Here is a 24,219-nt window from a genome sequence, read left to right as displayed (position 1 = left end):
TTCCGCATTTTTCGGCCGGCGGTAAGTTTGCCTGCTGCCGATATTATCTTGCGGAACCGCCGGGCAAGTCCATCGCGCGCTTGCCGCAAGCGCCTTAACGCCAACGCCGGGGGCGGCCGTGCCCAAGCGGTTTCGCCGCCGGGTTTGGGATGGCCCTCGTATCGCGGGTTGCCCGAGTGGGCGGTATTGGAACGAAGGCTTTCTGTTGTGTAAGTCTGGGATTACAGGAAGTTCCGCCAAGGCTTGCAGACGATGGCGAAGGGGGACGCATAATTAGGACACCCCGCTGCCGGGTATGGCTTCGTTTCGATTAAAAGCACACCATGATGAATCAGTCTAAATGCAACCAATCGCCGATTCGTATCGTTCCAACGATTTTTTCGCGCCTTCCCCTGTCGCTGGATTTGCGCTGGCAGCCGGCCGACGGCGTGCCGGTATGGGGCGCTCATGGCCTGGAGGTGCGTTTTAAGCCTAATCCGCTCAACGGCATTGCGCTGGATGATGTCGATTTTATTTTGGAGCACTTTCATTTTCACCGCCCCAGCGAACACTATCGCGCCGACGTCCAATTCGATGCGGAATTGCACATCGTGCACAAAACCGGCGATGGGCGCAAAGCCGCGGTTATCGCCGTGTTTTTAACCGTCTCGGATCAGGCGGACGACGCCGTCGACCTGAGTTTCTTCGAGGCGTTGGCGGAACGAACCGGCGACAACGCCAGCGTTCCGTTGAATCCCCGAGGCTGGTTGCCGCCACGCACCGCCAGCGCCATCCGTTACGAGGGCTCCCTTACGACCGGCGACCACGAGGAAATCGTTTCCTGGGTTGTTTTGGGCGAATTACGCATTACCAGTGCCCAATACCGTCTGATTTTCGGCGAAACCAAGCCCCATGCCCGTGAGCTTCAGGACTTGAATCGGCGGTATGTCGTCGAGTTTCCTTGGGCTCCGAACGCCCCGTAAAACGTCGGGATAGTTTTACGGGGACGAGGCCGCGCTGCATTCCCGGGGCTATGGGGCAGCGTGTCCTCCGTTCGCGCCGCCAAACGATTCGACAGATTTGGTAAGCCCTGCGGCGATAAGGCGGCTCGGCCTAGCCGTTTCACCGCCGTCGCGATCCAGGCGCCCCCTTGCGCAAAAATGCCCGGATCCAGTCGAAGATCGCGAAGGGAATAAATATGAAGATCACCAAGGCATACACCCAGGCGATGGGTGCCGCCAATGCCATGCCGGTGATTTGCAGCCACGCCAGGTCTTGCCAACGGCCTATCCCGAACAAAACCACGCCAACCAAACCCGGCACAGCGAATTTTTGCATGATGCGGGAAATGGCGAACGGCGCAGCCAAAAGGTTTTTTATTTTTGCGGAGAGCGGCATGGGCTTGGTGCTGGAGGCGTCCTGTGCGGCAGCGCTTGGATTCGGCAATAGCATGCCGTCATAGGCGCGGCGTCATCAAGGCGAAATGGTCTCGGCGCGTTCTTGTCGCCTTACCCTGATCGGGAAATGAAAGGCGTTTAGGAGGATAGGAATTTCCCGGTGGCTAGGGCAGGCTTTCGAGCACTGTCCGATGGGGCGGCGCGTCGCCTCGGTAAGGGAAATATCCGTTTCGTTCGCCGCGGCTCATCTCTGCAACAGCGCCCGGATGGCCTTGGTCGCCGGCTGCGCATGCGCCGTGCCGACGGTGCGAAGTGGCCGGTGCAATGCCGTATAATCTCGCCCATTCTCCCAATCCTCTGCCTGATCTATGCACTTGCCCGATTTTTCGACCACCCACGTGCTGGTGGTTGGCGACGTGATGTTGGACCGCTATTGGCACGGCGCCGCCACGCGAATTTCACCGGAAGCGCCCGTCCCCGTGGTGCACGTCAACGGCGCCGAGGAGCGCCCCGGCGGCGCCGGCAACGTGGCCTTGAACGTGGCCGCCCTGGGCGGCAAGGCGACCTTGCTGGCCTATTGCGGCCAGGACGAGGCGGCCGACTCCCTCACCGCCCTGCTGGAAGCGGCGGGCGTGCGCTGCTTGATGGAAAAGTCCCACGAGCGGGGCACCATCACCAAGCTGCGCGTCATCAGCCGCCAGCAGCAGCTGATTCGGCTGGATTTCGAGGACGGTTTCCACGGCCTCAACCACGACCCGTTGCTGCGGCGTTTCGCCGAGGCGTTGCGGGATGCCGATGCGGTGGTGCTGTCCGACTACGGCAAGGGTACGCTGAACGTGGTCGGGCAGATGATGATCATCATGGCCCGCGCCGCCGGTAAGCCGGTCTTGGTGGATCCCAAGGGACGGGATTTCTCCCGTTACAAGGGCGCCACCATCATCACGCCCAACATGGGCGAGTTCGAGGCGGTGGTGGGCGTTTGCGCCGACGACGAACAGCTGGTGGAGAAAGGCGCGGCCTTGATCGCCGACTTGGCGTTGGACGCCTTGCTGGTGACCCGCGGCGAGCAGGGCATGACCTTGCTGCGCCAGGCGGGCGATTCCCTGCACCTGCCCACCCACGCCAAGGAGGTGTACGACGTGACCGGCGCCGGCGACACGGTGATCGCGGTATTGGCGGCGGTGCTGGCCTCCGGCCGTTCCTTGCCGGAAGCCACCGCCCTGGCCAATATGGCGGCCGGCGTGGTGGTGGGCAAGCTGGGCACCGCTTCCGTGGCGCCGGAAGAGCTGGAATACGCCTTCAAGGGCCCGCGCGCCCACCGCCGCGGCGTGCTGGGACTGGACGAGCTGGTGGACGTGCTGGAGCAGGCGCGCCAGGACGGCGAGTGCATCGTTGCTACCAACGGTTGTTTCGATATTCTCCATGCCGGCCACGTGCAGTACCTGCAACAGGCCAAGGAACTGGGCGAACGGCTGGTGGTGCTGGTCAACAGCGATGCGTCGGTGGCGCGACTGAAAGGTCCGGAGCGTCCCATCAATCCCCTGCCGCAGCGCATGGCCATGCTGGCCGCCCTGGAGTGCGTGGACTGGGTGGTGGCGTTCGACGACGACACGCCGCGCGACGCCATCTGCAAGATCCTGCCGGACGTGTTGGTGAAAGGCGGCGACTACACCGACGTGTCGCAGATCGCCGGGGCCGACTGCGTCATCGCCAACGGCGGCGAGGTGCGTTTGCTCGATTTCGTGGAAGGCTTTTCCACCACCGGCATCATAGACAGTATCCGCAAGCCGCCGACGCAGTCGGTGTAGCCTTATGGATAAGATGGACAGTTTCAAGGTTCCGCCGCATTCGTTGCAGGCGGAGCAGTCCGTATTGGGCGGCCTGATGCTGGACAACCAGGCTTGGGACAACGTGTCCGGCCGGGTGGGGGAAGAGGATTTCTACCGCAAGGAACATAAGCTCATCTTCCGCGCCATCGCCGAGCTGGCGGCCAAGGATCAGCCTTTCGACGTGATCACGCTGTCGGAAGCGCTGAGCCAGATCGGCGAGCTGGAGGACGCCGGCGGCGTGGGCTATCTGGGCGCCATCGCCAAGGAAACTCCCAGCGCCGCCAATATCGTCGCCTATGCCGACATCGTGCGGGAGCGCTCGGTGCTGCGGCAGTTGATCCACGTCGGCACGGACATCGCCAATTCCGGTTTCCAACCGGAAGGCAAGCCGGTGTCGGAATTGCTGGAACAGGCCGAACAGCAGGTGTTTCGTATCGCCGAGCAACGCCAGCGCGGTACCAGCGGCTTCCAGCCCATCAAAAGCCTGTTGGCCGGCGCCATCGACCGCATCGAAACGCTGTTCCAGCAGGAAGGCAACATCACCGGGCTGAGCACCGGCTTCAACGATTTGGACGACATGACCTCCGGTTTGCAGCCGTCGGACTTGATTATCGTCGCCGGCCGACCGTCCATGGGCAAAACCACCTTCGCCATGAACCTGGCGGAAAACGTCGCCATCAAGAGCCAGATGCCGGTGGCCGTATTCAGCATGGAAATGCCCGGCGAGCAGTTGGCCTTGCGCATGATGTCGTCCCTGGGAAGGGTGGACCAGCACCGGGTGCGTACCGGCAAGCTGGAGGACGACGAGTGGCCGCGGCTGACTTCGGCCATCAACCTGCTGGCCGAAACCAAGCTGTTCATCGACGACACGGCGGCCATGAGCCCCACCGAGGTGCGCTCTCGCGCCCGCCGCCTGATGCGCGAGCACGGCCAGCTGGGCTTGATCGTGCTCGACTACTTGCAGCTCATGCGCTCCTCCGGCGCGGCGGAAAGCCGCGTGGCGGAAATTTCCGAGATTTCCCGCTCGCTCAAGGCCCTGGCCAAGGAGCTGAACGTGCCGGTGATCGCCCTGTCGCAGCTCAACCGCAACCTGGAACAGCGCCCCAACAAGCGGCCGGTAATGTCCGACCTGCGCGAATCCGGCTCCATCGAACAGGACGCCGACATCATCGTCTTCATTTACCGCGACGAGGTGTACCACGAGGACAGCGCCGACAAGGGCAGCGCGGAAATCATCATCGCCAAGCAGCGTAACGGCCCCATCGGCACGGTGCGGCTGACTTTCCTTGGCCAGTACACCAAGTTCGAGAACTTCATTTCCAACGCGTATTCGGACGAAGGCTATCTATGATGCCCGCGGCTTATGCCGTAGTGGACGCGGACGCCCTGCGCCACAACCTGGCGCGGGTGCGGCAGTTCGCCCCGGCTTCCAAAGTGATGGCGGTGGTGAAGGCCAACGGCTACGGCCACGGCCTGTTGCGGGTGGCCGACGCCTTGCGCGAGGCGGACGGTTTCGCCGTGGCGCGGGTGCAGGAGGGCATTGCCCTGCGCGAAGCCGGTTTCCGTCAGCGCATCGCCGTGCTGCAAGGCTATGTCGACGGCGAGGAACTGGCGGCCCACGTGGCCTACGAACTGGAACCGGTCATCCATTCCCCGGAGCAGATTTACCTGCTGGAGCGGGAGCCGTTGCCGACGCCCATCCTGCCCTGGCTCAAACTGGATTCGGGCATGCACCGGCTGGGCGTTTCCCAGGAAGAGTTTCCCATCTGTTTGCGCCATTTGCGCCGCTGTCCCTGGGTGCAACAGCCCATCGGCCTCATGACCCACCTGAGCAACGCCGATCTGACGGCGGACGAGTCTACGCCGGAGCAGGTCGGCTTGTTCCGCGCCTGCGTGGCCCACGCCGCCGAATACACCAGCATCGCCAACTCCGCCGCCATCATGGCCTGGCCGGTGACTCGCGCCGATTGGGTGCGGCCCGGCATCATGCTGTACGGCGTGTCGCCTTTCGAGGGCCGCTGCGGCGAGGAGGAGGGCTTGAAGCCGGTGATGACGCTGCGTTCGCGCCTGATTTCGGTGAAGTGGCTGCGCAAGGGCGACCGGGTCGGTTACGCCGGCGATTGGGTGTGCGAGCAGGACACTCGTTTAGGGATAGCCGCCATCGGCTACGGCGACGGCTATCCGCGCCACGCCCCCAGCGGTACGCCGGTGCTGGTGCGCGGACAGCGGGTCGGCCTGGCGGGACGGGTGTCCATGGACATGATCACGCTGGACTTGAGCAACTGCCCCGACGCGCGGGTGGGCGATCCGGTCACCCTGTGGGGCGACGGCCTGCCGGTGGAGGAAATCGCCGCCCATGCCGAGACGATTCCCTACACGCTGCTGTGCAACGTGACGCAACGGGTGAGGATTTTGGAGAAGGACGCCGCTGGATCGGCGGCATAAAAAAACCGGCGCTGGCGCCGGTTTTTTTGTGCCCGATGGCCTCGCTATCCGTTCAAGGCCTGTCGTCGGCGGTTTCCTTCTTCGCCGGCATCAGGTCGGCGCGGGACACGCCCAGCCACATGACGATGGGGCTGGCCACCAGCACCGACGAGTAGATGCCGAACACGATGCCGATGGTCAGCGCCAGGGCGAAGTTGTGCAGCGCCTCGCCGCCGAAGAAGAACATGGCCAGCACCATCAGCTGCGTCATGGAGTGGGTGATGATGGTGCGGGACATGGTGGCGGTGATGGCGTTGTCGATCACCTCGGCCACGCCGGCCTTGCGCATTTTGCGGAAGTTCTCGCGCACCCGGTCGAACACCACCACCGATTCGTTCACCGAGTAGCCCAGGATTGCCAGGATGCCGGCCAGCACGGTGAGGGTGAATTCCCACTGGAAGAAGGCGAACATGCCCAGGATGATGACGATGTCGTGCATGTTGGCGATGATGGCCGCCACGGCGAAACGCCATTCGAAGCGCAGCGCCAGGTAGCCCATGATGCCGGCGGCCACCAGCAGCAGCGCCAGGGTGCCGCTTTCGTACAGTTCCTTGCCCACCTGCGGGCCGACGAATTCCACCCGGCGCAGTTCGGCGGAAGCGTCCTGCGCCTTGATGGCGGCGAACACTTTCTCGCTCAGCTGGGCGCTGCTGATGTCGGCCTTGATGGGCAGGCGGATCAGCACGTCCTTGGAGCTGCCGAAGTTCTGCACCGAGGATTCGGCCAGTTTTTGCTCTTCCAGGATGGCGCGCACGGCGTCCAGGTTGGCCGTCTGCCCGTAGGTGACTTCCACCAGGGTGCCGCCGGTGAAGTCGACGCCCAGGTTGAGGCCCTTGAAGCCCAGCGCCAGGACGGCGAGGATGAAGGTGATGAGCGAGATGGAGGTGGTGAGCCTCCCGTAGCTCATGAACGGGATGTCTTTTTTGATCTTGAAAAATTCCACAGCGATAGCCTCCCTTAGATAGCCAGATTAGCCAGCTTGCGCTGACGGCCGTAGGCCTGGTTGACCAGCGCCCGCGATACCAGCACGGCGCTGAACATGGAGGTGAGAATGCCGATGCACAACACCACCGCGAAGCCGCGCACCGGACCCGAGCCCAGCATGAACAGGGCGAAGCCGGCGATCAGCGTGGTGACGTTGGAGTCGAAAATGGTGTCGAAGGCGCGCTCGTAGCCGGCGGCGATGCAGGCCTGGGGCGTATTGCCCTTGCGCAGCTCCTCGCGGATGCGCTCGTTGATGAGCACGTTGGCGTCGATGGCCATGCCCACCGTCAAGGCGATACCGGCCATGCCGGGCAGGGTCAGCGTCGCTTGCATCAGCGACAGCGCCGCCACCAGCAGCAATACGTTGGAAGCCAGGGCGACGATGGAGAAGGCGCCGAATACGCGGTAGTACATCACCATGAACAAGGTGATGGCGATGAAGCCGTACACGTTGGAGTGGAAGCCCTTGTCGATGTTTTCCTTGCCCATGCTGGGGCCGACGGTGCGTTCCTCGACGATGTCCACCGGTGCCACCAGGGCGCCGGCGCGCAGCAACAGGGCCAAGTCGCGGGCTTCGTTGGTGCTGTCCAGGCCGGTGATCTGGAAGCGGTTGCTGAAGCGGTCGCGGATGGTGGCGACGTTGATGACCTCTTCCACCTTGCGCTTGCTGGTGACCTTCTGGCCGTCCACCACCTTGGTTTCGCTCTTGTTCTCGATGTACACCACGGCCATCGGCTTGCCGATGTTCTCGCGGGTCACGTCGGCCATTTTCTTGGCACCCGAGCTGTTGAGGGTGACGTAGACCGCCGCCGCGCCGCTGTTCTGGTCTAGGCCGGAGGAGGCGTCGGTGATCTGGTCGCCGGTGAGGATGATCTGCGACTTGAGGAGAATGGGACGGCCGGAGCGGTCCTTGTACAAGCGGGTGCCCACTGGCGCGTGCTCCTGGATGGCTTTCTGCACGTCGTGCTCGGTGTCGCCCAGGCGGAATTCCAGGGTGGCGGTGGCGCCGAGGATTTCCTTGGCGCGGGCGGTGTCCTGCACGCCGGGCAGCTGCACGACGATGCGTTCTTCGCCCTGCTGCTGGATCACCGGCTCGGCCACGCCCAGTTCGTTGACGCGGTTGCGCAGGGTGGTGATGTTCTGCGCCACGGCGAATTTGCGGATTTCGCGCTTTTCCGCTTCGCTGACGCGGGCTTCCACCGCCGCTTCTTCGCCGCCGGCGTTTTTCACCACCAGGGCGCGCAGCTCCTTGTCGATCAAGTCCTGCGCCTGCTTGGCGGCGTCCTGGCCTTCGAAGACCACGCGGATGACGCCTTTATTGCGCGTGACGCCCTTGTAGCGAATTTTGTTGTTGCGCAGCAGGGTGCGAATGTCTTCCAGGTAGCGCTCTTCCGCCTGCTGCAGGGCGGCGTCCATGTCCACCTGCAAGAGGAAGTGCACGCCGCCGCGCAAGTCCAGGCCCAGATACATGGGCTTGGCGCCCAGGGCGCTCAGCCAGCCCGGGGTCGTCGGCGCCAGGTTGAGCGCCACGGTGTAGCTTTCGCCCATGCCGGTGCGCAGCACGTCGGCCGCCTTCAGCTGGGCGTCTGTGTCGGCGAAACGGACCAGGACGCGGCTTTCGCTCAGCTCAACCTTTTTCGGTTGTAGGCCGGCCGTGGAAAGTTTGTTGGTCACCTCGATCACCGTGCTGCCGTCCGCCTTGTGGTTGCGCAGCGGCGACAGCTGCACCGACGGGTCTTCCCCGTACAGGTTGGGCAATGCGTACAGCCCGCCCATGACGATGGTGAGCAGGATGAGGAGGTTTTTCCACAGCGGATAGCGGTTGAGTATCATGACTTAGGGGGCCCGCGTCTGGTCAGTCTGTTTTTATTATTTGTTCAAGCTTTTGTAGGTGCCCTTGGGCATCAAGCTGGCGATGGCGTGCTTTTGCACCTGGATCTGGACGTTGTCGGCGATTTCCAGCTTGACGAAGCTGTCGTCGATGTCCACCACCCGGCCCAGCACGCCGCCAGCGGTGACCACGTCGGTTCCCTTGTTCAGGGCGTCCACCATTTTCTTATGATCTTTCTGGCGGCGTTGCTGCGGGCGGATGAACAGGAAGTAGAACACCAGCAGGATGGCGACCGGGAAAATCAGGCCGGCCATGCCGGGTTCTTGCGCGGCTGCGCCGCCGGCTGCGGCACCTTCGGCCAATGCATCGGAAATCAGGAAAGACATGGTTTTATTGACCTCTTCAAACGGCAAAGCCGCAATTATTACACATCCGCCCCGGCGGCGCATTGTTGCCCCCGGCGCCGGTGGAACTCGGCGACGAAGCCCGCCAGCCGGTTTTCTTCGATGGCCGAACGCAGGCCGGCCATCAGCTCTTGATAGTAATAAAGGTTATGGATGGTGTTGAGGCGCGCGCCGAGGATTTCGCCGCAACGATCCAGGTGGCGCAGGTAGGAGCGGGTGTAGTTGCGGCAGGTGTAACAGCCGCATTCCTCGTCCAGCGGGGATAAGTCGTCCTGGTAGCGGGCGTTGCGGATGCGGATGTCGCCGTTGCGGGTGAACAGATGGCCGTTGCGGGCGTTGCGGGTGGGCATGACGCAGTCGAACATGTCCAGGCCGCGCTGCACCGCATCGACGATGTCCTCCGGCGTGCCCACGCCCATCAGGTAGCGCGGCTTGTCCTGGGGCATGGTCGGCATGAGGCCTTCCAGCACGGCGTGGCGTTCTTCCTTGGGCTCGCCCACCGACAATCCGCCGATGGCGTAGCCGTCGAAGCCGATTTCCGTCAAGCCCGCCAGGGATTCCCGCCGCAAATGGCCGTACATGCCGCCCTGGACGATGCCGAACAGGGCGTTGGGGCTGTCGCCGTGGGCGGTCTTGCTGCGCGCCGCCCAGCGCAGGGACAGCTCCATGCTCTGTCTGGCCTGGTCTTCCGTGGCGGGGTAGGGCGTGCATTCGTCGAAGATCATGACGATGTCGGAATTCAAATCCCGCTGCACCGCCATGGACTCCTCCGGCCCCATGAACACCGGGCTGCCGTCGATGGGCGAGCGGAATTTCACACCCTGCTCGGTGATCTTGCGCATGTCGCCCAGGCTGAACACCTGGAAACCGCCGGAGTCGGTGAGGATGGGGCCGTCCCAATGCATGAAGCCGTGCAGTCCGCCGTGGGCGCGCATGATCTCCATGCCGGGCCTAAGCCACAGGTGGAAGGTGTTGCCGAGGATGATCTGCGCGCCCAGGCCGGTGAGCTCCTCCGGCGTCATGGCCTTCACCGTGCCGTAAGTGCCCACCGGCATGAAGGCCGGCGTGTCCACCACGCCGCGGCCGAATTGCAAACGGCCGCGCCGCGCGGCGCCGTCGGTGTGACTGATGTTGAATTTCATGGGGATTAAGGGGATCGGTTGATGGTCGAAATCATGTGTTGGGCGCGCTCGTGGCGAGCCGACGCCTCGGTTCATTACATGCGGAAGCCGGCATCGGCTATTGCCAAGTCCGGCTAAGCAATTGATCGAGTGCCTGGAGGATGGCCTCGCCTTCTTCCGCCAGCGAGGCCACCCACGGACCCAGTTGCTCTTTCGGAATAGAGACGATTTCCAGCGGATGCAGCACGACTTCGCTGTTTTCGATGGTGAAACTCGGGTTGAAGCCCCCATCGCTGACGGCTCCCAGCAACGCCTTGTCGGCCAGCGGCACCACCACGCGGCGCCGATAGCCGTCGTACATGGACGATTGGACGACGACCACGTAAGGAATCGTCTCTCGATGGCGGCCGGTGTTGCGGTGAACGTCGAACTGCGCCATTAGAGGGTGGAATACTCGTCGGCAAAAGACCCATGCTTATCCTCGAAAGCGTTCCATAGCGCCACGGTGGCCTCCACTTGCAGCGAGCGCTCCCGGCGCCGCTGCTGCTCACGTTCGACGAACTCGGTCAGCAGCGCTTCGACCACACCGGACAGGTTGTCGGTCAGTTGCCGGGCACTTTGCACCACGTTTTCGCTGAGTGTCAGGTTGACGGCCCGTTTGCGGGCCGGTGAGCGCGTCGCTGTTTTCATGGGGCACCTCTGGTGCGCATTGTATGCGCATCGTCCGTTTTGCGCGAGATGGCGAGGCTCTGGCCCTGAGATATGGGGGGTGATGCAAACGTTTTCGACTCAGCGGGGAGCGAAGTCGGCCGACCGGTTATTCGGGATGCCGTGGCGGTGGCGCGACGAAAGAGAGCCGAACAGGGGCAAAGAGACGATTTTGTTTCGCTTGGAGGCTGTGCGGGAGCGCGGCGAGCCCGCGCCGCGCCGCCAGCCAGGCCGATGGCATCGATATTAACTCGTTGCCTGATACCGGAGCCGCAGCGGCGGGCGGTCAACGCCGCCGCGCACTCGATTTATATCTGTTGACGTCCCCGCCCGATGCCGTGGTAGGTGATTCCCATCCGTTCCATCTGTTCCGGATCGTACAGGTTGCGGCCGTCGAAAATCACCGGCTGTTTCAGTGCCGCCTTGAGGGCGTCGAAATCCGGGCTGCGGAATACTTTCCATTCGGTGACGATGGCCAGGGCGTCGGCGCCTTGAATGGCCGCCATGGGCGTGTCGCACAGGGTCAGGTCCGAGCGCTCGCCATAGATGCGGCGGGTTTCTTCCATGGCGACCGGGTCGTGGGCCTGGACTTTGGCGCCGGCTTGCCACAGGGCTTCCATGAGGGTGCGGCTGGAGGCTTCGCGCATGTCGTCGGTGTTGGGCTTGAAGGCCAAGCCCCAGACGGCGACGGTTTTGCCTTGCAGATTGCCGCCGAAGTGGCGGTTGATCTTGTCGAACAGGCGGGTTTTTTGGCGATCGTTGACGCCTTCAACCGCTTGCAGCAACTGGGCTTCGTAACCCACGTCGCGGGCGGTGCGTTCCAGGGCTTTGACGTCCTTGGGGAAGCAGGAGCCGCCGTAACCGCAGCCGGGATAAATGAAGTGGTAGCCGATGCGCGGGTCGGAGCCTATCCCTAAGCGCACGTTTTCGATGTCGGCGCCGAGCTTTTCCGCCAGGTTGGCCAGCTCGTTCATGAAGCTGATCTTGGTCGCCAGCATGGCGTTGGCGGCGTATTTGGTCAGCTCCGCCGAACGGATGTCCATGCACACCAGGCGATCGTGGTTGCGGTTGAAGGGGGCGTAGAGGGCGCGCAGCAACTCGGTGGTGCGGGGGTTGTCGGTGCCGATGACGACGCGGTCCGGCTTCATGAAGTCTTCGATGGCGGCGCCTTCCTTGAGGAACTCCGGGTTGGACACCACGTCGAATTGCAGCGTCGAGCCGCGCTGATCCAGGGCCGCCTGCACCTTGGCCCGCACTTTGTCCGCCGTGCCCACCGGCACGGTGCTCTTGTTGATCACCACCCGGTAGTCGTTCATGCGCTCGCCGATGCTGTTGGCGACGGCCAGCACGTATTGCAGGTCGGCGGAGCCGTCTTCGTCCGGCGGCGTGCCGACCGCGATGAATTGGAACAGGCCGTGGGCCACGCCCAGGTCGATGTCGGTGGTGAACTTGAGCCGGCCGGCGGCCATGTTGCTGGCGATCAGGTCATCCAGGCCCGGTTCGTGGATGGGCACTTCGCCGGCGTTGAGACGGTCGATTTTGCCTTGGTCGATGTCTACGCAGACGACGTTGTTGCCCACGTCGGCCAAGCAGGCGCCGGTGACCAGGCCCACGTAGCCGGAGCCGAATACTGTTACTTTCATGATGGCTGCTTCAAGTAGTTGCTTTAAATCGGGATGTTCGCTGTTCCGCCGGAGCGGGGGACGTTGATCCCCCTAACTTAATGGATGTTCATAACGCGAAGCAAGATGCGCCCGGCGGCTTGCCGTCCGGCGCCGGCGGTTTTATGCCCTGTTGTAACGCAGGTTTTCCGTCAGGTGCGGCCGGATGGTTTCGATCATGGCATGGTGCAGCTTGGGGCCGCCCGCGACGAGGCTGCCGGTTTCCATGTAACGGTCGCCGCCTTCCAGGTCGGTGACCACGCCGCCGGCTTCCTGGATCAGCAGCACGCCGGCCGCCATGTCCCAGGGCAGCAGGCCGATTTCCCAAAAGCCGTCCAGCCAGCCGGCGGCCACGTAGGCCAGGTCCAGGGCGGCGGAGCCGGGGCGGCGGATGCCGGCCGTATCTTTGATGAGGTCTTTCAGCATGCCCAGGTAGGCGTCCAGATAACTCTGGTCCTTGAAGGGCAGGCCGGTGCCCAGCAGGGCGCCTTTGAGGCCCTTTTGCGGGGTGACGCGCAGCTTGCGGTTGTTCAGCTTGGCGCCGCCGCCGCGCACGGCGGTGAACAGGTCTTGGCGGTTGGGATCGTAAATCACCGCCCGTTCCAGCTTGCCCCGGTGCTGCAAAGCGATGGAGACGGCGAATTGCGGGAAGCCGTGCAGAAAGTTGGTGGTGCCGTCCAGCGGGTCGATGATCCAGACGTAGTCGTCCTTATCGGCGGTGCGGCCGTGGTCGCCGCCTTCCTCGCCTAAAAACCGGTGGGCGGGATAGGCTTTGGACAGGATGTGGACGATTTCCTGTTCAGCCGCCTTGTCCACGTCGCTGACGAAATCGTTGCGGGTTTTTTGCGTAACGGTGTAGCTATCGTACTTGCCGAGGGAGCGCGTGATGATGTCGCCCGCGGCCCTGGCGGCGCGGACGGCGATGTTGATCATGGGATCCATGCGGTTCCTGGGGAGGGAGAAAAACTACGGAAGAATAGCAGAGGTTTGCTAGAATTCGCCAGCTTGCAGAACTGGGAGGATAAGGCTTGGCGCTAGCGAACATCCGTATCGTGATGGTGGAGACCAGTCATCCGGGCAATATCGGCGCCGCCGCGCGGGCCATGAAAAACATGGGCTTGAGCGATTTGTGCCTGGTGCGGCCGAGGGACTTTCCCAGCGCGGAGGCCACCGCTCGCGCTTCCGGCGCGGACGACGTGTTGTCCGCGGCGCAGGTGTGCGACTCCTTGGAGCAGGCCATCGCCGATTGCCAGTTGGTGGTGGGCGCCAGCGCGCGGGATCGCTGGGTGACGTGGCCCGAGCTGACGGCCCGCGCTTGCGCGGAAACCCTGTGGCCCCAACTTGAAACCAGCCGCATCGCCATCGTCTTCGGCCGGGAGCACTCCGGCTTGACCAACAGCGAGCTGGACTTGTGTCAGTACCTGTTGCGCATCCCCTGCAACAGCGAATTCAGCTCGCTCAACGTGGGCGCGGCGGTACAGGTGGTGGCGTACGAGTTTTTCCAGGCGGCCACGGCGGAAGCGCGCGCCGCGGCATCCCTGTCCGATCCCGCCAGCGGCGAGGAGATGGAGTCCTTTTTCCGCCATCTTCGGCAAACCTTGTTCGACATCGGCTTTTTCCACGCCACCAAGTCGGGGCCTTCCTTGATGCGCCGCCTACGCCGCTTGTTCCACCGGGCGCGGCTGGAGAAAAAGGAGGTGCATATGCTGCGCGGCATACTCAGCCAGATGCAGATCCGCCTCGAACGTCTGAATGCGGAATGACCGGCAGGCAGTTTGATTCAAATGAAGAACCTATTTCAGTGGCTTAAGCAAGAAACCGACTGCATTTTCGAGCGCGACCCGGCGGCCCAGTCGCTGCTGGAGGTGGTGACCACCTATCCGGGGTTCCACGCGATGCTGTTGCACCGGGTCAGTCACCGCTTGTGGCGAGGCGGTTGGCACTGGCCGGCACGTTTTTTGGCGTTTTTGGCGCGCTGGTTCACCGGCATCGAGATCCATCCCGGCGCGCGTATCGGCCGAGGCTTCTTTATCGACCACGGCATGGGGGTGGTGATCGGCGAAACGGCCGAGATCGGCGACGGTTGCACCCTTTATCACGGCGTCACGCTGGGCGGCACCAGCTGGAATAAGGGCAAGCGCCACCCCACCCTGGGCAACGGCGTGGTGATCGGCGCCGGCGCCAAGGTGCTGGGCCCCATCAACATCGGCGACGGCGCCCGTATCGGCTCCAACTCGGTGGTGCTCAAGGACGTGCCCGCCGGGGCGACGGTGGTCGGTATTCCCGCCCACGTGGTCGATCGCAAGCGCAGCGCGGATCAGGCCAAGCGGGAGGCTTTCGCCGCCCGCATCGGCTTCGACGCCTACGGCACCACCGCCGATATGCAGGATCCGGTGGACCGCGCCCTGCACCGCATGTTGGACCACATCCACGCCCAGGACGAGCAGTTGAAGTGCATGCGCCAAGCGCTCAAAGCCTTGGGGGCGCAGATGGACGTGGGGCCGCTGCCGGGATTGGCCGATTGCGGACTTGACGAAGCGGACGAGAGTGACGGTCAATAAATTGATTAATTTGGTAGGGTATGTATAGTTATAGCCCGTCACTGCCGTTGGGAGAGTCCGTTCGTGAAATTGACGACCAAAGGTCGCTATGCCGTCACCGCCATGCTGGATTTGGCGTTCCATAGCGACAAAAAGCCGGTAACGTTGACCGATATCGCCAAGCGTCAAAACATTTCACTGTCCTATCTGGAGCAGTTGTTCGCCCGCTTGCGCCGCGCCGGTATGGTGGAAGGGGTGCGCGGCCCCGGCGGCGGTTACCAACTGAGCCGGGGAGCCGGCGAAATCAGCGTGGCGGACATCATCGCCGCGGTGGACGAAACCATGGATTCCACCCGCTGCGGCGGCAAGGGCAATTGCCAGAACAGCCAGCCTTGTCTGACCCACGAGCTGTGGATGGGCTTGAGCGAGCAGATCCGCCAGTATTTGGACGGTATCAGCCTGCGGGATTTGATTGATCGCCACGGCGTGCGCCAAGTGGCCGACCGTCAAGACCGCCAAGTTTCCCACTACATGGATTTGATGATCCACCGCGACTCCACCGCCTGACCGGGCCGGTCGGCGCTTCATGCTTTACCTGGACCATAACGCCGCCACGCCTTTAGACGAAAGGGTGCGGGAGGCGATGGAGCCGTTCCTCGGCCGTTTTTACGGTAATCCGTCCAGCCTTTATCGCTTGGGCCGCTTGAGTCGCGATGCGGTGGAGGCGGCGCGGGAGCAGGTGGCCGCCCTGGCTGGCGCGATTCCTTCCCAAGTGATTTTCACCAGCGGCGGCACCGAGGCCAATAACTTGGCTTTGAAGGGCTTGGCCCACGCCCTGCGAGGACGGACCGTGGCGGTGGGCGCCGGCGAGCATCCGTCGGTGCTGGAGCCGATCCGCGCCTTGGCCGGGGACGGCGTCGCCCGGCATGTCATCGGCGTGGCGGCCGACGGCAAAACGGACCGCGCCTGCTTGGCGGCATTGCCGGCCGATACCGCCCTGGTTTCCTTGATGTGGGCCAACAACGAAACCGGCGTGATCCAGGACATTCCCGCTTTGATGCCGGCGCTGCGCGACCAAGGGCTGTGGCTGCACAGCGACGGCGTGCAGGCGGCGGGCAAGATTCCTCTGGACTTTGCCGCTTCCGGTCTGCACATGTTGAGCTTGTCCTCCCACAAAATCTACGGCCCGAAAGGCGCGGGAGCCCTCGTCGCCGACCGGGCGCTGCCGCTGCAACCCTTGCTGTACGGCGGCGGCCAGGAGCGGGATTTGCGCTCCGGCACGGAAAACGTGCCCGCCATCGTCGGCTTCGGCAAGGCGGCGGAATTGGCGCGGAGGGAGATGGAGGAGCGGGCGCGGCATGCGCTGCAATTGCGCCAAAGCTTGGAGGCGGCGCTCGGCGCGATGCCGGACGTAACCGTCTTCGCCGCCGGCAGCCCGCGTTTGCCCAACACCGTGCAATTCAGCGTGGCGGGCATGGACGGCGAAGCGCTGGTGATGGCCCTCGATCGCCAGGGCGTGGCGGTGTCCAGCGGTTCCGCCTGTGCCGGCGGCGCGGCCGAACCCAGCCATGTGCTGCTGTCCATGGGGGTCGAGCCCGACACGGCGCGCGGCGCGGTGCGGGTCAGCTTTGGCGCCGGCAACGGTGCGGACGACGTGGAGCGCTTCATTGCCGCCTTGAAAAAGGCCCGCACGGCCTACATTTAGCCAATACTTTTCTTCCGGAGTTTGCCATGACCGTACAGATCACCGAAAAAGCCGCTCGCCAGATCGAAAAGCAGCTGGCTAAGCGCGGGGGCGGCCTGGGCTTGCGCCTGGGCGTGCGTAAAAGCGGCTGCTCAGGTTTTGCCTATGCGCTGGATTTCGCCGACGAGATGGCGGCGGACGAGCAGGTGTTCGAGCAGCACGGCGTCAAGGTGCTGGTGCGGACCGAGGACCTGCCGGTGTTGGAAGGCATCGAGCTGGATTACACCCGCGAAGGCATCGGCGAGGCCTTCCGCTTCAACAATCCCAACGTCAAGGCGACCTGCGGTTGCGGCGAGAGCTTCGCCGTCTGAGCGGCGCCGTCGCGGCCGGCTGAGTTTTACGCGCGGTTGTTTCGGGCGGCGCGGCCCGTTACACTACGCGTTTAATTTTCCCCGCCGTGCGCGGCTCGCGCGTCCGGCATCCCACCTCAACCCATTCTTTACGGAGCACGTAGCTAATATGGCGATCGAACGCACTTTGTCCATCATCAAGCCGGACGCGGTAGCCAAAAATGTCATCGGCGAGATCTATTCCCGCTTTGAAAAGGCCGGCCTGCGCATTGTCGCCGCCAAGATGGCCCACCTCTCCCGCGAGCAGGCGGAAGGTTTCTACGCCGTGCATCGCGAGCGCCCCTTCTTCAACGACCTGGTCAGCTTCATGATCTCCGGTCCGGTGATGATCCAGGCGCTGGAAGGTGAAAACGCTATCGCCAAGCACCGCGACATCATGGGCGCCACCAACCCGGCCCAGGCCGCTCCCGGCACCATCCGCGCCGATTTCGCCCAGAGCATCGACGAAAACGCCGTGCACGGCTCCGACGGTGCCGACACCGCCGCGCAGGAAATCGCTTACTTCTTCGCTGCGAATGAACTCTGCCCCCGCACCCGTTAATACGAGCGCAAGCAAAGTCAATCTGCTCGATTTCGACCTGAAGGGCCTGCAGGCCTTTTTGGTCGAGATCGGCGAAAAGCCGTTTCGCGCCCAGCAGATCCTGCAATGGATACACCAGCGCGGGCTGGACGATTTCGATGAAATGTCCAACCTGAGCAAGGCTTTGCGGGCCCGGCTGGCGGAAATGGCGGAAATCCGCGCGCCGGAAATCGTTTTCGAACAGAAATCCGGCGACGGCACCCGCAAATGGGTGTTGCAGCTGGACGACGGCAACCGCATCGAAACCGTCTTCATCCCCGAGGAAGGGCGCGGCACCTTGTGCGTGTCGTCCCAGGTAGGCTGCGCCCTGGAGTGCAGCTTCTGCTCCACCGCCCGCCAGGGCTTCAACCGCAACCTCACCGCCGCCGAAATCATCGGCCAGGTGTGGACGGCCCAGCGGCGTTTGGGCGACGAAGCGCGGCTGACCAACGTGGTGTTGATGGGCATGGGCGAGCCTCTGCTCAACTTCAACAACGTGGTGACCGCCCTCAACCTGATGCTGGACGACTTCGCCTACTGCATGTCCAAGCGGCGGGTGACCTTGAGCACCTCCGGCGTGGTGCCGGCGTTGGACCGGCTGGCCGAAGTGACCGACGTGGCTTTGGCCGTGTCCCTGCACGCCACCGACGACGCCTTGCGCGACGAGCTGGTGCCCATCAACAAGAAGTACCCCATCCGCGAGCTGCTGGAAGCCTGCAAGCGCTACGTCGGCCAGGAAGGCCGCCGCAAGGTGACTTTCGAATACGTGCTGCTGGACGGCGTCAACGACACGCCGGCCCACGCCAGGGCTTTGGTGCGGCTGCTCAGCAAAGTGCCGTCCAAGATCAACCTGATTCCGTTCAACCCCTTCCCCAATTCCGGCTACCGCTGTTCGACACCGGAGGCTATCTCCCGTTTCCAGAACATCCTGGCGGCGGCCGGCTTCACCACCATCATCCGCCGCACCCGCGGCGACGACATCGACGCGGCCTGCGGCCAGTTGGTGGGCAAGGTGGAAGACCGCAGCCGCCGCACCTGGCGGTTGCAACAGGTGGACGCCGCGTGATGATGCGAACTTTGCTTTTGTTGTCGGTCTTGATCGTCGCCGGTTGCGGCCTGTGGAGCGACAAAAGCGAAGAGCGCCGCCGCTCGTCGGACCTCTATGTGCGCAAAGGGGTGGCCTATTTGGAGGCCGGGCGTTACGAAAACGCCCGCGCCGATTTGGAGAAGGCGCTGGATTTGTCTTCGCGCAACAGCGAGGCGCATAACGCCTTGGGCGTGTTGTTCGAACGCCTCGACAAGCAGGACGAAGCCCGCTTCCATTTCAAAAAAGCCGTCGGCCTGGACGAGAATAATTACGGCGCGTTGAACAATTACAGCCGCTTCCTGTGCAGCCACGGTAGCTACGAAGAGGGTATCGAGTCCTTGCAGCAGGTGATCGCCAGCAAGGTCTATTCGCAGCCCTGGCTAGCCCTGACCAATCAGGGCATTTGCTACAAGTCGGCCGGAAAAATCGACGAGGCGGAGCGGGCTTTGCGCAGCGCCTTGGAAAGCGGCCCCGACTTCGCTCCCGCGTTGTTGGAAATGGCGCGCATCGCTTTCGACAAGAAAGACTACCTAAAGGCGCGCGCCTTCCTGCAGCGTTATGCCGGCTCGGCCCAACACACGGCGGAGACCCTGTGGCTGGCCATCCGTACGGAGGACGCGCTGGGCAATCCGGCTTCCGTGCGCGGCTACCTGGTCCAGTTGCGCGAGCGCTTCCCCGATTCCCCGGAAACGGCCGAAGCCAAAAAGACCTACGCGATCCGTTGACCGGTTCGCTCCGGTTGCCCGGCGCTTTATTCCGGTCGCGGACCCATTACACTTTCGGTGAACATGAGCAATAAGATTCAAGCAATTCGCGGCATGCACGACATCCTGCCGGACCAGTCGCCGCGCTGGCAGTGGGTGGAAAGCGTGATGCGCGATATCCTCGGCGGCTACGGCTACCAGGAGATCCGCACCCCCATCGTCGAGAAAACCGAGCTGTTTTCCCGCTCCATCGGGGAAGTGACCGACATCGTCGAAAAAGAGATGTACACCTTCGACGACCGCAACGGCGATTCCCTCACCCTGCGTCCGGAAGGCACCGCCGGTTGTTTGCGCGCCTGCATCGAGCACGGCCTGCTGTTCAACCAGATCCAGCGCCTGTGGTACGCCGGCCCTATGTTCCGCCACGAACGGCCACAGAAAGGCCGCTACCGCCAGTTCCAGCAAGTGGGGGTGGAAGCCTACGGCATGGCGGGTCCCGACATCGACGTGGAACTGATCCTGTTGACCCTGCGCCTGTGGCGCAAGCTGGGCATCGCCGACAAGCTGGAGCTGCAGATCAACACCCTCGGCACCGCCCAGGAGCGTCTGGCCTACCGCGACAAGCTGGTGGAATATTTCCGCGCCCACTACGACCAATTGGACGAGGACAGCCGCCGCCGCCTGGAAGGCAATCCCCTGCGTATCCTGGACAGCAAGAACCCCGACCTGAAGCCGGTGATCGCCGGTGCGCCGGTCCTGGCGGATTACTTGGGCGAAGAGTCCTCGGCCCATTTTCAAGGCCTGACCTCCGCCCTGGACCGGGCCGGCGTGGCCTACACCGTCAATCCGCGCCTGGTGCGCGGCCTGGACTATTACAGCCGCACGGTGTTCGAGTGGGTGACCCAGGAACTGGGCTCCCAGGGCACGGTATGCGCCGGCGGCCGCTACGATGGCTTGATCGAGCAACTGGGCGAGCGCGCCTCCCACGCCATCGGCTTCGCCTTGGGCATGGAGCGCCTCATCGCCTTGCTGGAAAACACCCCCCTGCCGGTGGACGGCGCGCCCCACGCCTACGTGATCCGCGTCGGCGAGGCGGCCGACCAATTCGCCATGTTGACGGCCGAGGCCTTGCGCGACGCTTTGCCCGGTATCAAACTGGTGCTCAACTGCGGCGGCGGCAGCTTCAAGAGCCAGTTCAAGCGGGCCGACAAGAGCGGTGCGCTGTACGCCTTGATCGTCGGCGACGACGAGGCCGCCCAAGGCGTCGTCAGCATCAAGGCATTGCGGGAAGAGGGCGAGCAGGTCAGCCTGTCGCAACAAGACGCCGCCGCCTATTTGTCCGAGCGCCTCGCTTCACTATTAAAGCCAAAAGGTTAGCCATGGAAATCTATCATTCCGAAGAAGAACAATTAGAAGCCATCAAGCGCTGGTGGAAGGAAAACGGCCCGTCGGCCATCGTCGGCGTCGCCATCGGCGCGGCGCTTATCCTCGGCTACAACCTTTGGCAGGACCATCGCCGCGGCCAGTCGGAGCAGGCCTCCGCGTTGTACCAGGAAATGGTCAAGGCCACGGAGTCCAAGCAAATCGAAAGCGCCGAGAAGCTCAACGAGCGCATTGCGCAGAATTACGACGGCACCGTTTACGCTACCTTCGCCCGTCTGGCCCAAGCCAAGCTCAAGGCGGACGGCGGCGACATGGCGGCGGCGCGGCGCATGCTAGAGGCCGTGCTGTCCTCGTCGGTGGAAGACAAGTTCAAGCATATCGCCCGCATCCGCTTGGGCCAGGTGCTGCTGGAAGTCAACGAAGCACCGGCGGCGCTGGACTTGGTGGAAAAAGCCCAAGCCAAGGGCTTCGGCGCTTTCGAACGGGATTACGAGCTGCTCAAGGGCGATATTTACAGCGCCTTGAATCGCCGCGACGAGGCCCGCGTGGCTTACCAGGCCGCGCAGCGGTTGGGCGCGGCATCGGCCGCCCTGGAAATGAAGCTGGATGAGTTCGGCGGCGCCCAGGAGCCGGCGCACTGATGAGTCGCCACGCCCTCGTGCCTCGCATTCCTGTCGCCCGGGCCCTGTTGCGGGGGGCGCTGTTGGCGTCGCTGTTGCCGCTGGCCGGTTGCGCCCAGCTCCAAGCGGTGAACGAGGGCTTCAACAGCCTGACGGAATACATCACCGGCAAGGACAATGCCGCGCCGCCGACGCCGTTGCAGGAAATCAAGGAAGAAGTCGCCGTGGAGGTGGTTTGGAAAGACACCGTCGGCGAGGGATACGATGGGCATTCACTCAACTTGATTCCGGCATTGGACGGCGATCGTCTCTACGTCGCCAGCCACGACGGCCACGTGGAGGCGCGGGACAAAAACACCGGCCAAGTGCTGTGGGCGGTCGATACGGGATATCCGTTTTCCGGCGGCATCGGCGTCGGCCCCGGTCACTTGTTGATCGGCACCGACAACGCCGACATGGTGGCGCTGAGCGCGACGGACGGCGCGCTGCAATGGCAGGCCACGGTGTCCAGCGAGGTGCTGTCCATTCCCAAAGAGGATAAAGGCTTCGTGGTGATCCGCTGCACCGACGGCCGTTTATACGGTCTGGACGCCGCTACGGGTGGGCGCCGCTGGTATTTCGAGCGTCCGGTGCCGGCCCTGTCCCTGCGCATCATGGGCGGCCCGGCCGTGGCGGGCGGCTTGGTGGTGGACGGTTACGCCGGCGGCAAGCTGGTGGCGCTGAAGCTGGAAGACGGCCAGGTGCAGTGGGAAACCATGGTGGCCCATCCGCGTGGACGTTCGGAGATCGAGCGTCTGGTGGACCTGGGCGGCGAACCGGCGGTGCAAAGCGACATGCTTTATCTGGCGGGATTCAACGGCGGCTTGGCGGCGGTATCCATGGCCGGCGGCGAAGTGCAGTGGCGTATCGAAACCGTTTCCGGCGACACCGGGCCGGTGGTGTCGGGGCGCTCGCTGTATCTCACCGACGACGACAGCGACGTTTGGCGCTTCGAAACCAATATCGGCGGCGATATGTGGCGGCAGGGCGATTTGCACCAGCGGCGCCTGACGGTGCCGGCGGTGTTCCAAAACCTCGTCGTAGTCGGCGATTTCGAAGGTTATGTGCATTTCTTGTCCCAGGAGGACGGTCACATCATGGGACGCATCCAGGTGGGCAAGGAACCCTTTGCCCCGAAATTGGTGGCCGACGACGCTCACGTTTACGCGTACAGTAAAGACGGCACGCTAGCCGCGCTGCGGGTGCACTGACCATGTTGCCCGTCGTCGCCCTAGTCGGACGCCCCAACGTGGGCAAATCCACCCTGTTCAATTACCTCACCCGCAGCAAGGACGCCCTGGTGGCGGACTTTCCGGGGCTTACCCGCGACCGTAAATACGGCCAGGCGCGCCGGGGCGAAAAGCCGTTCCTGCTGGTGGACACCGGCGGCATCGTCGAAGAAGCCTGCGACGAAACCGGCCGCAAGACCGCCGAAGGCATAGACGAAGCGGCCATGCGCCAGGTGGACCTGGCGCTGGAAGAAGCCGACCTGGTGCTGTTCCTGGTGGACGCCCGCGAAGGGTTGAACGCTTCGGACGAAGCCATCGCCCGCCGCCTGCGCCGCATCGCCAAGCCCATCCTGTTGGTGGCCAACAAAATCGACGGCATCAACGCCAGCCTCGCCACGGCGGAATTCCACGCCCTGGCCCTGGGCGATCCCCTCTGGCTGGCGGCCGCCCACGGCACCGGCGCGGACAAGCTGCTGGGGGAAATCGAAGCCCTGTTGCCGGAAACCGTGGAGGAGCCGGAGGGCAAAGCGCCGGACGGTATCCGCATCGCCGTGGTGGGCCGCCCCAACGTGGGCAAGTCCACCCTGGTCAACCGCATCCTCGGCGAGGAGCGGGTGGTGGTGTTCGACCAGCCCGGCACCACCCGCGACAGCATCTACATTCCCTTCGAGCGCAACGACAAGCCCTACACCCTCATCGACACCGCCGGCGTCAGGCGCCGCTCGCGGGTGGACGAGGCGGTGGAAAAATTCAGCATCATCAAGACGCTGCAAGCCATCGACCGGGCCCACGTGGTCATCTACCTGATCGACGCCAGCGAAGGTGTTACCGACCAGGACGCCAGCCTGCTTGGCCAGGTGCTGGACGCCGGCCGGGCGCTCATCATCGGCCTCAACAAATGGGACGGCTTGAGCGCCGACCAGCGCCAGACCGTGCGCCGGCAAATGGACCTGCGCCTGGCCTTCGTCGAATTCGCCGAGCGCCACTGCATCTCCGCCCTGCACGGCAGCGGCGTGGGCGTGTTGTTCGATCGGGTGGACGAGATCTACGCCGCCGGCAACCGCAACCTGTCCACGCCGCTGTTGACCAAGTTGGTGCTGGAGGCCCAGGAGGCCCACCAGCCGCCCCTGGTGCAAGGTCGCCGCATCAAGCTGAAATACGCCCATCAGGGAGGCACCAATCCGCCCACGGTCATTATTCACGGCAACCAAACCGAGAGCCTGGCCGAGTCCTACCGGCGCTATTTGGTCAACTTCCTGCGGCAAAAGCTGCGCCTGCAAGGCACGCCGTTGCGACTGGAGTTCCGTTCCAGCACCAATCCGTTCAAAGACCGGCCCAATCCCTTGAGCGAAAGCCAAATCCGCAAAAAACGGCGCTTGATGCGGCATGTTAAAAAGCGCGGCTGAGGTTGTTTGCCTCATCCCACGAGCGGTTAAATCAAGCCGGCGCCGAAAGCGCCGGCTTTTTTGCTGGCAAGCCCGCGCTATTGCGTCGCGCCGGCTAGCCGCCTACGATGCGACTTGCCGAAGGCGGCTGCCGTGCCGCCATCGGCGCAGTCATCGCGTC

25 protein-coding genes are annotated in these 24,219 nt (G+C 63.6%); 16 read left to right on the top strand and 9 right to left on the bottom strand.

Annotation, left to right across the window (positions count from 1 at the left end):
• The first annotated feature begins 326 nt into the window (after nt 1-326).
• Nucleotides 327-962 carry a carbonic anhydrase family protein gene (locus K5607_RS13175; protein WP_221047291.1) on the top strand — a complete coding sequence of 212 codons (636 nt, stop codon included), beginning with the start codon at nt 327-329 and terminating at the stop codon, nt 960-962.
• A gap of 139 nt (nt 963-1,101) precedes the next feature.
• Here the strand turns inward: K5607_RS13175 and K5607_RS13170 are convergent, their stop codons facing one another.
• Nucleotides 1,102-1,431: a hypothetical protein gene (locus K5607_RS13170; protein ID WP_054774524.1), complete on the bottom strand. Its 330-nt coding sequence runs from the start codon at nt 1,429-1,431 to the stop codon at nt 1,102-1,104.
• A 313-nt stretch (nt 1,432-1,744) separates the two neighbouring features.
• Between K5607_RS13170 and hldE the strand changes: the two genes are divergently transcribed.
• From hldE to alr, 3 genes are read left to right on the top strand one after another with little or no spacing between them, the layout of a single operon-like run.
• Entirely contained in the window at nt 1,745-3,184 is a 1,440-nt protein-coding gene (gene hldE / locus K5607_RS13165; protein WP_221047290.1) for a bifunctional D-glycero-beta-D-manno-heptose-7-phosphate kinase/D-glycero-beta-D-manno-heptose 1-phosphate adenylyltransferase HldE, read from the top strand.
• A 4-nt stretch (nt 3,185-3,188) separates the two neighbouring features.
• Nucleotides 3,189-4,556 carry a replicative DNA helicase gene (gene dnaB / locus K5607_RS13160; protein ID WP_221047289.1) on the top strand — a complete coding sequence of 456 codons (1,368 nt, stop codon included), beginning with the start codon at nt 3,189-3,191 and terminating at the stop codon, nt 4,554-4,556.
• Nucleotides 4,553-5,650, top strand: a complete 1,098-nt coding sequence (gene alr / locus K5607_RS13155; RefSeq protein ID WP_054773077.1) for an alanine racemase — start codon at nt 4,553-4,555, stop codon at nt 5,648-5,650. The genes dnaB and alr overlap by 4 nt, the downstream gene beginning before the upstream one ends.
• Nucleotides 5,651-5,702: 52 nt before the next feature.
• On the opposite strand, the gene secF is transcribed toward alr, so the two are convergent.
• The 8 genes from secF to K5607_RS13115 all read right to left on the bottom strand — a co-directional run bounded on the left by secF (nt 5,703) and on the right by K5607_RS13115 (nt 13,340).
• A complete protein-coding gene (gene secF, locus K5607_RS13150; protein WP_221047288.1) occupies nt 5,703-6,632 on the bottom strand; it encodes a protein translocase subunit SecF in 930 nt (309 codons plus the stop codon).
• Nucleotides 6,633-6,646: 14 nt separating this feature from the next.
• Nucleotides 6,647-8,503: a protein translocase subunit SecD gene (gene secD / locus K5607_RS13145; RefSeq protein WP_221048944.1), complete on the bottom strand. Its 1,857-nt coding sequence runs from the start codon at nt 8,501-8,503 to the stop codon at nt 6,647-6,649.
• 39 nt (nt 8,504-8,542) lie between these two features.
• The gene (yajC, locus tag K5607_RS13140) at nt 8,543-8,890 is read right to left on the bottom strand and encodes a preprotein translocase subunit YajC (protein WP_054773079.1); all 348 of its coding nucleotides are present in this window, start codon (nt 8,888-8,890) and stop codon (nt 8,543-8,545) included.
• Nucleotides 8,891-8,928: 38 nt separating this feature from the next.
• Nucleotides 8,929-10,050 carry a tRNA guanosine(34) transglycosylase Tgt gene (gene tgt / locus K5607_RS13135; protein WP_221047287.1) on the bottom strand — a complete coding sequence of 374 codons (1,122 nt, stop codon included), beginning with the start codon at nt 10,048-10,050 and terminating at the stop codon, nt 8,929-8,931.
• A 97-nt stretch (nt 10,051-10,147) separates the two neighbouring features.
• Nucleotides 10,148-10,468, bottom strand: a complete 321-nt coding sequence (locus tag K5607_RS13130; protein ID WP_054773076.1) for a CcdB family protein — start codon at nt 10,466-10,468, stop codon at nt 10,148-10,150.
• Nucleotides 10,468-10,719 carry a type II toxin-antitoxin system CcdA family antitoxin gene (locus tag K5607_RS13125; RefSeq protein ID WP_054773075.1) on the bottom strand — a complete coding sequence of 84 codons (252 nt, stop codon included), beginning with the start codon at nt 10,717-10,719 and terminating at the stop codon, nt 10,468-10,470. Before K5607_RS13125 ends, K5607_RS13130 begins: the two co-directional genes overlap by 1 nt.
• A 326-nt stretch (nt 10,720-11,045) precedes the next feature.
• Complete coding sequence (locus K5607_RS13120; RefSeq protein WP_221047286.1) at nt 11,046-12,380, bottom strand: UDP-glucose dehydrogenase family protein; 1,335 nt, start codon at nt 12,378-12,380, stop codon at nt 11,046-11,048.
• A 141-nt stretch (nt 12,381-12,521) separates the two neighbouring features.
• The gene (locus tag K5607_RS13115; RefSeq protein ID WP_221047285.1) at nt 12,522-13,340 is read right to left on the bottom strand and encodes an inositol monophosphatase family protein; all 819 of its coding nucleotides are present in this window, start codon (nt 13,338-13,340) and stop codon (nt 12,522-12,524) included.
• An 86-nt stretch (nt 13,341-13,426) separates the two neighbouring features.
• Here K5607_RS13115 and K5607_RS13110 point away from each other — a divergent pair, with 86 nt between their 5' ends.
• The 12 genes from K5607_RS13110 to der all read left to right on the top strand — a co-directional run bounded on the left by K5607_RS13110 (nt 13,427) and on the right by der (nt 24,059).
• A complete protein-coding gene (locus tag K5607_RS13110) occupies nt 13,427-14,161 on the top strand; it encodes an RNA methyltransferase (protein WP_281427706.1) in 735 nt (244 codons plus the stop codon).
• Between the two features lie 21 nt (nt 14,162-14,182).
• A complete protein-coding gene (gene cysE / locus K5607_RS13105) occupies nt 14,183-14,959 on the top strand; it encodes a serine O-acetyltransferase (protein ID WP_221047284.1) in 777 nt (258 codons plus the stop codon).
• A 63-nt stretch (nt 14,960-15,022) separates the two neighbouring features.
• Complete coding sequence (iscR, locus tag K5607_RS13100; RefSeq protein WP_054773074.1) at nt 15,023-15,505, top strand: Fe-S cluster assembly transcriptional regulator IscR; 483 nt, start codon at nt 15,023-15,025, stop codon at nt 15,503-15,505.
• 19 nt (nt 15,506-15,524) lie between these two features.
• On the top strand, nt 15,525-16,643 hold the full coding sequence (locus tag K5607_RS13095; RefSeq protein ID WP_221047283.1) for a cysteine desulfurase family protein: 1,119 nt from the start codon (nt 15,525-15,527) through the stop codon (nt 16,641-16,643).
• Nucleotides 16,644-16,669: 26 nt separating this feature from the next.
• The gene (locus tag K5607_RS13090) at nt 16,670-16,993 is read left to right on the top strand and encodes a HesB/IscA family protein (RefSeq protein WP_054773496.1); all 324 of its coding nucleotides are present in this window, start codon (nt 16,670-16,672) and stop codon (nt 16,991-16,993) included.
• 148 nt (nt 16,994-17,141) lie between these two features.
• Nucleotides 17,142-17,573: a nucleoside-diphosphate kinase gene (gene ndk, locus K5607_RS13085; RefSeq protein ID WP_054773497.1), complete on the top strand. Its 432-nt coding sequence runs from the start codon at nt 17,142-17,144 to the stop codon at nt 17,571-17,573.
• Nucleotides 17,548-18,657, top strand: a complete 1,110-nt coding sequence (gene rlmN / locus K5607_RS13080) for a dual-specificity RNA methyltransferase RlmN (RefSeq protein ID WP_221047282.1) — start codon at nt 17,548-17,550, stop codon at nt 18,655-18,657. Before ndk ends, rlmN begins: the two co-directional genes overlap by 26 nt.
• Nucleotides 18,657-19,403 (top strand): type IV pilus biogenesis/stability protein PilW, encoded by a 747-nt coding sequence (gene pilW, locus K5607_RS13075; RefSeq protein ID WP_054773498.1) that lies wholly within the window; start codon nt 18,657-18,659, stop codon nt 19,401-19,403. Before rlmN ends, pilW begins: the two co-directional genes overlap by 1 nt.
• A gap of 63 nt (nt 19,404-19,466) precedes the next feature.
• Nucleotides 19,467-20,759 carry a histidine--tRNA ligase gene (gene hisS / locus K5607_RS13070; RefSeq protein ID WP_221047281.1) on the top strand — a complete coding sequence of 431 codons (1,293 nt, stop codon included), beginning with the start codon at nt 19,467-19,469 and terminating at the stop codon, nt 20,757-20,759.
• Nucleotides 20,760-20,761: 2 nt separating this feature from the next.
• Complete coding sequence (locus K5607_RS13065; protein ID WP_054773499.1) at nt 20,762-21,406, top strand: YfgM family protein; 645 nt, start codon at nt 20,762-20,764, stop codon at nt 21,404-21,406.
• Nucleotides 21,406-22,635, top strand: a complete 1,230-nt coding sequence (gene bamB, locus K5607_RS13060; RefSeq protein ID WP_221047280.1) for an outer membrane protein assembly factor BamB — start codon at nt 21,406-21,408, stop codon at nt 22,633-22,635. Before K5607_RS13065 ends, bamB begins: the two co-directional genes overlap by 1 nt.
• A 2-nt stretch (nt 22,636-22,637) precedes the next feature.
• On the top strand, nt 22,638-24,059 hold the full coding sequence (der, locus tag K5607_RS13055) for a ribosome biogenesis GTPase Der (protein ID WP_054773501.1): 1,422 nt from the start codon (nt 22,638-22,640) through the stop codon (nt 24,057-24,059).
• The last annotated feature ends 160 nt before the right edge of the window (nt 24,060-24,219 follow it).

It is taken from the genome of Methylogaea oryzae, from assembly GCF_019669985.1.
Lineage (GTDB): Bacteria > Pseudomonadota > Gammaproteobacteria > Methylococcales > Methylococcaceae > Methylogaea > Methylogaea oryzae.
Note: the sequence above shows the minus strand (reverse complement) of the source record. Positions and strands in the feature narration are given on the sequence as shown.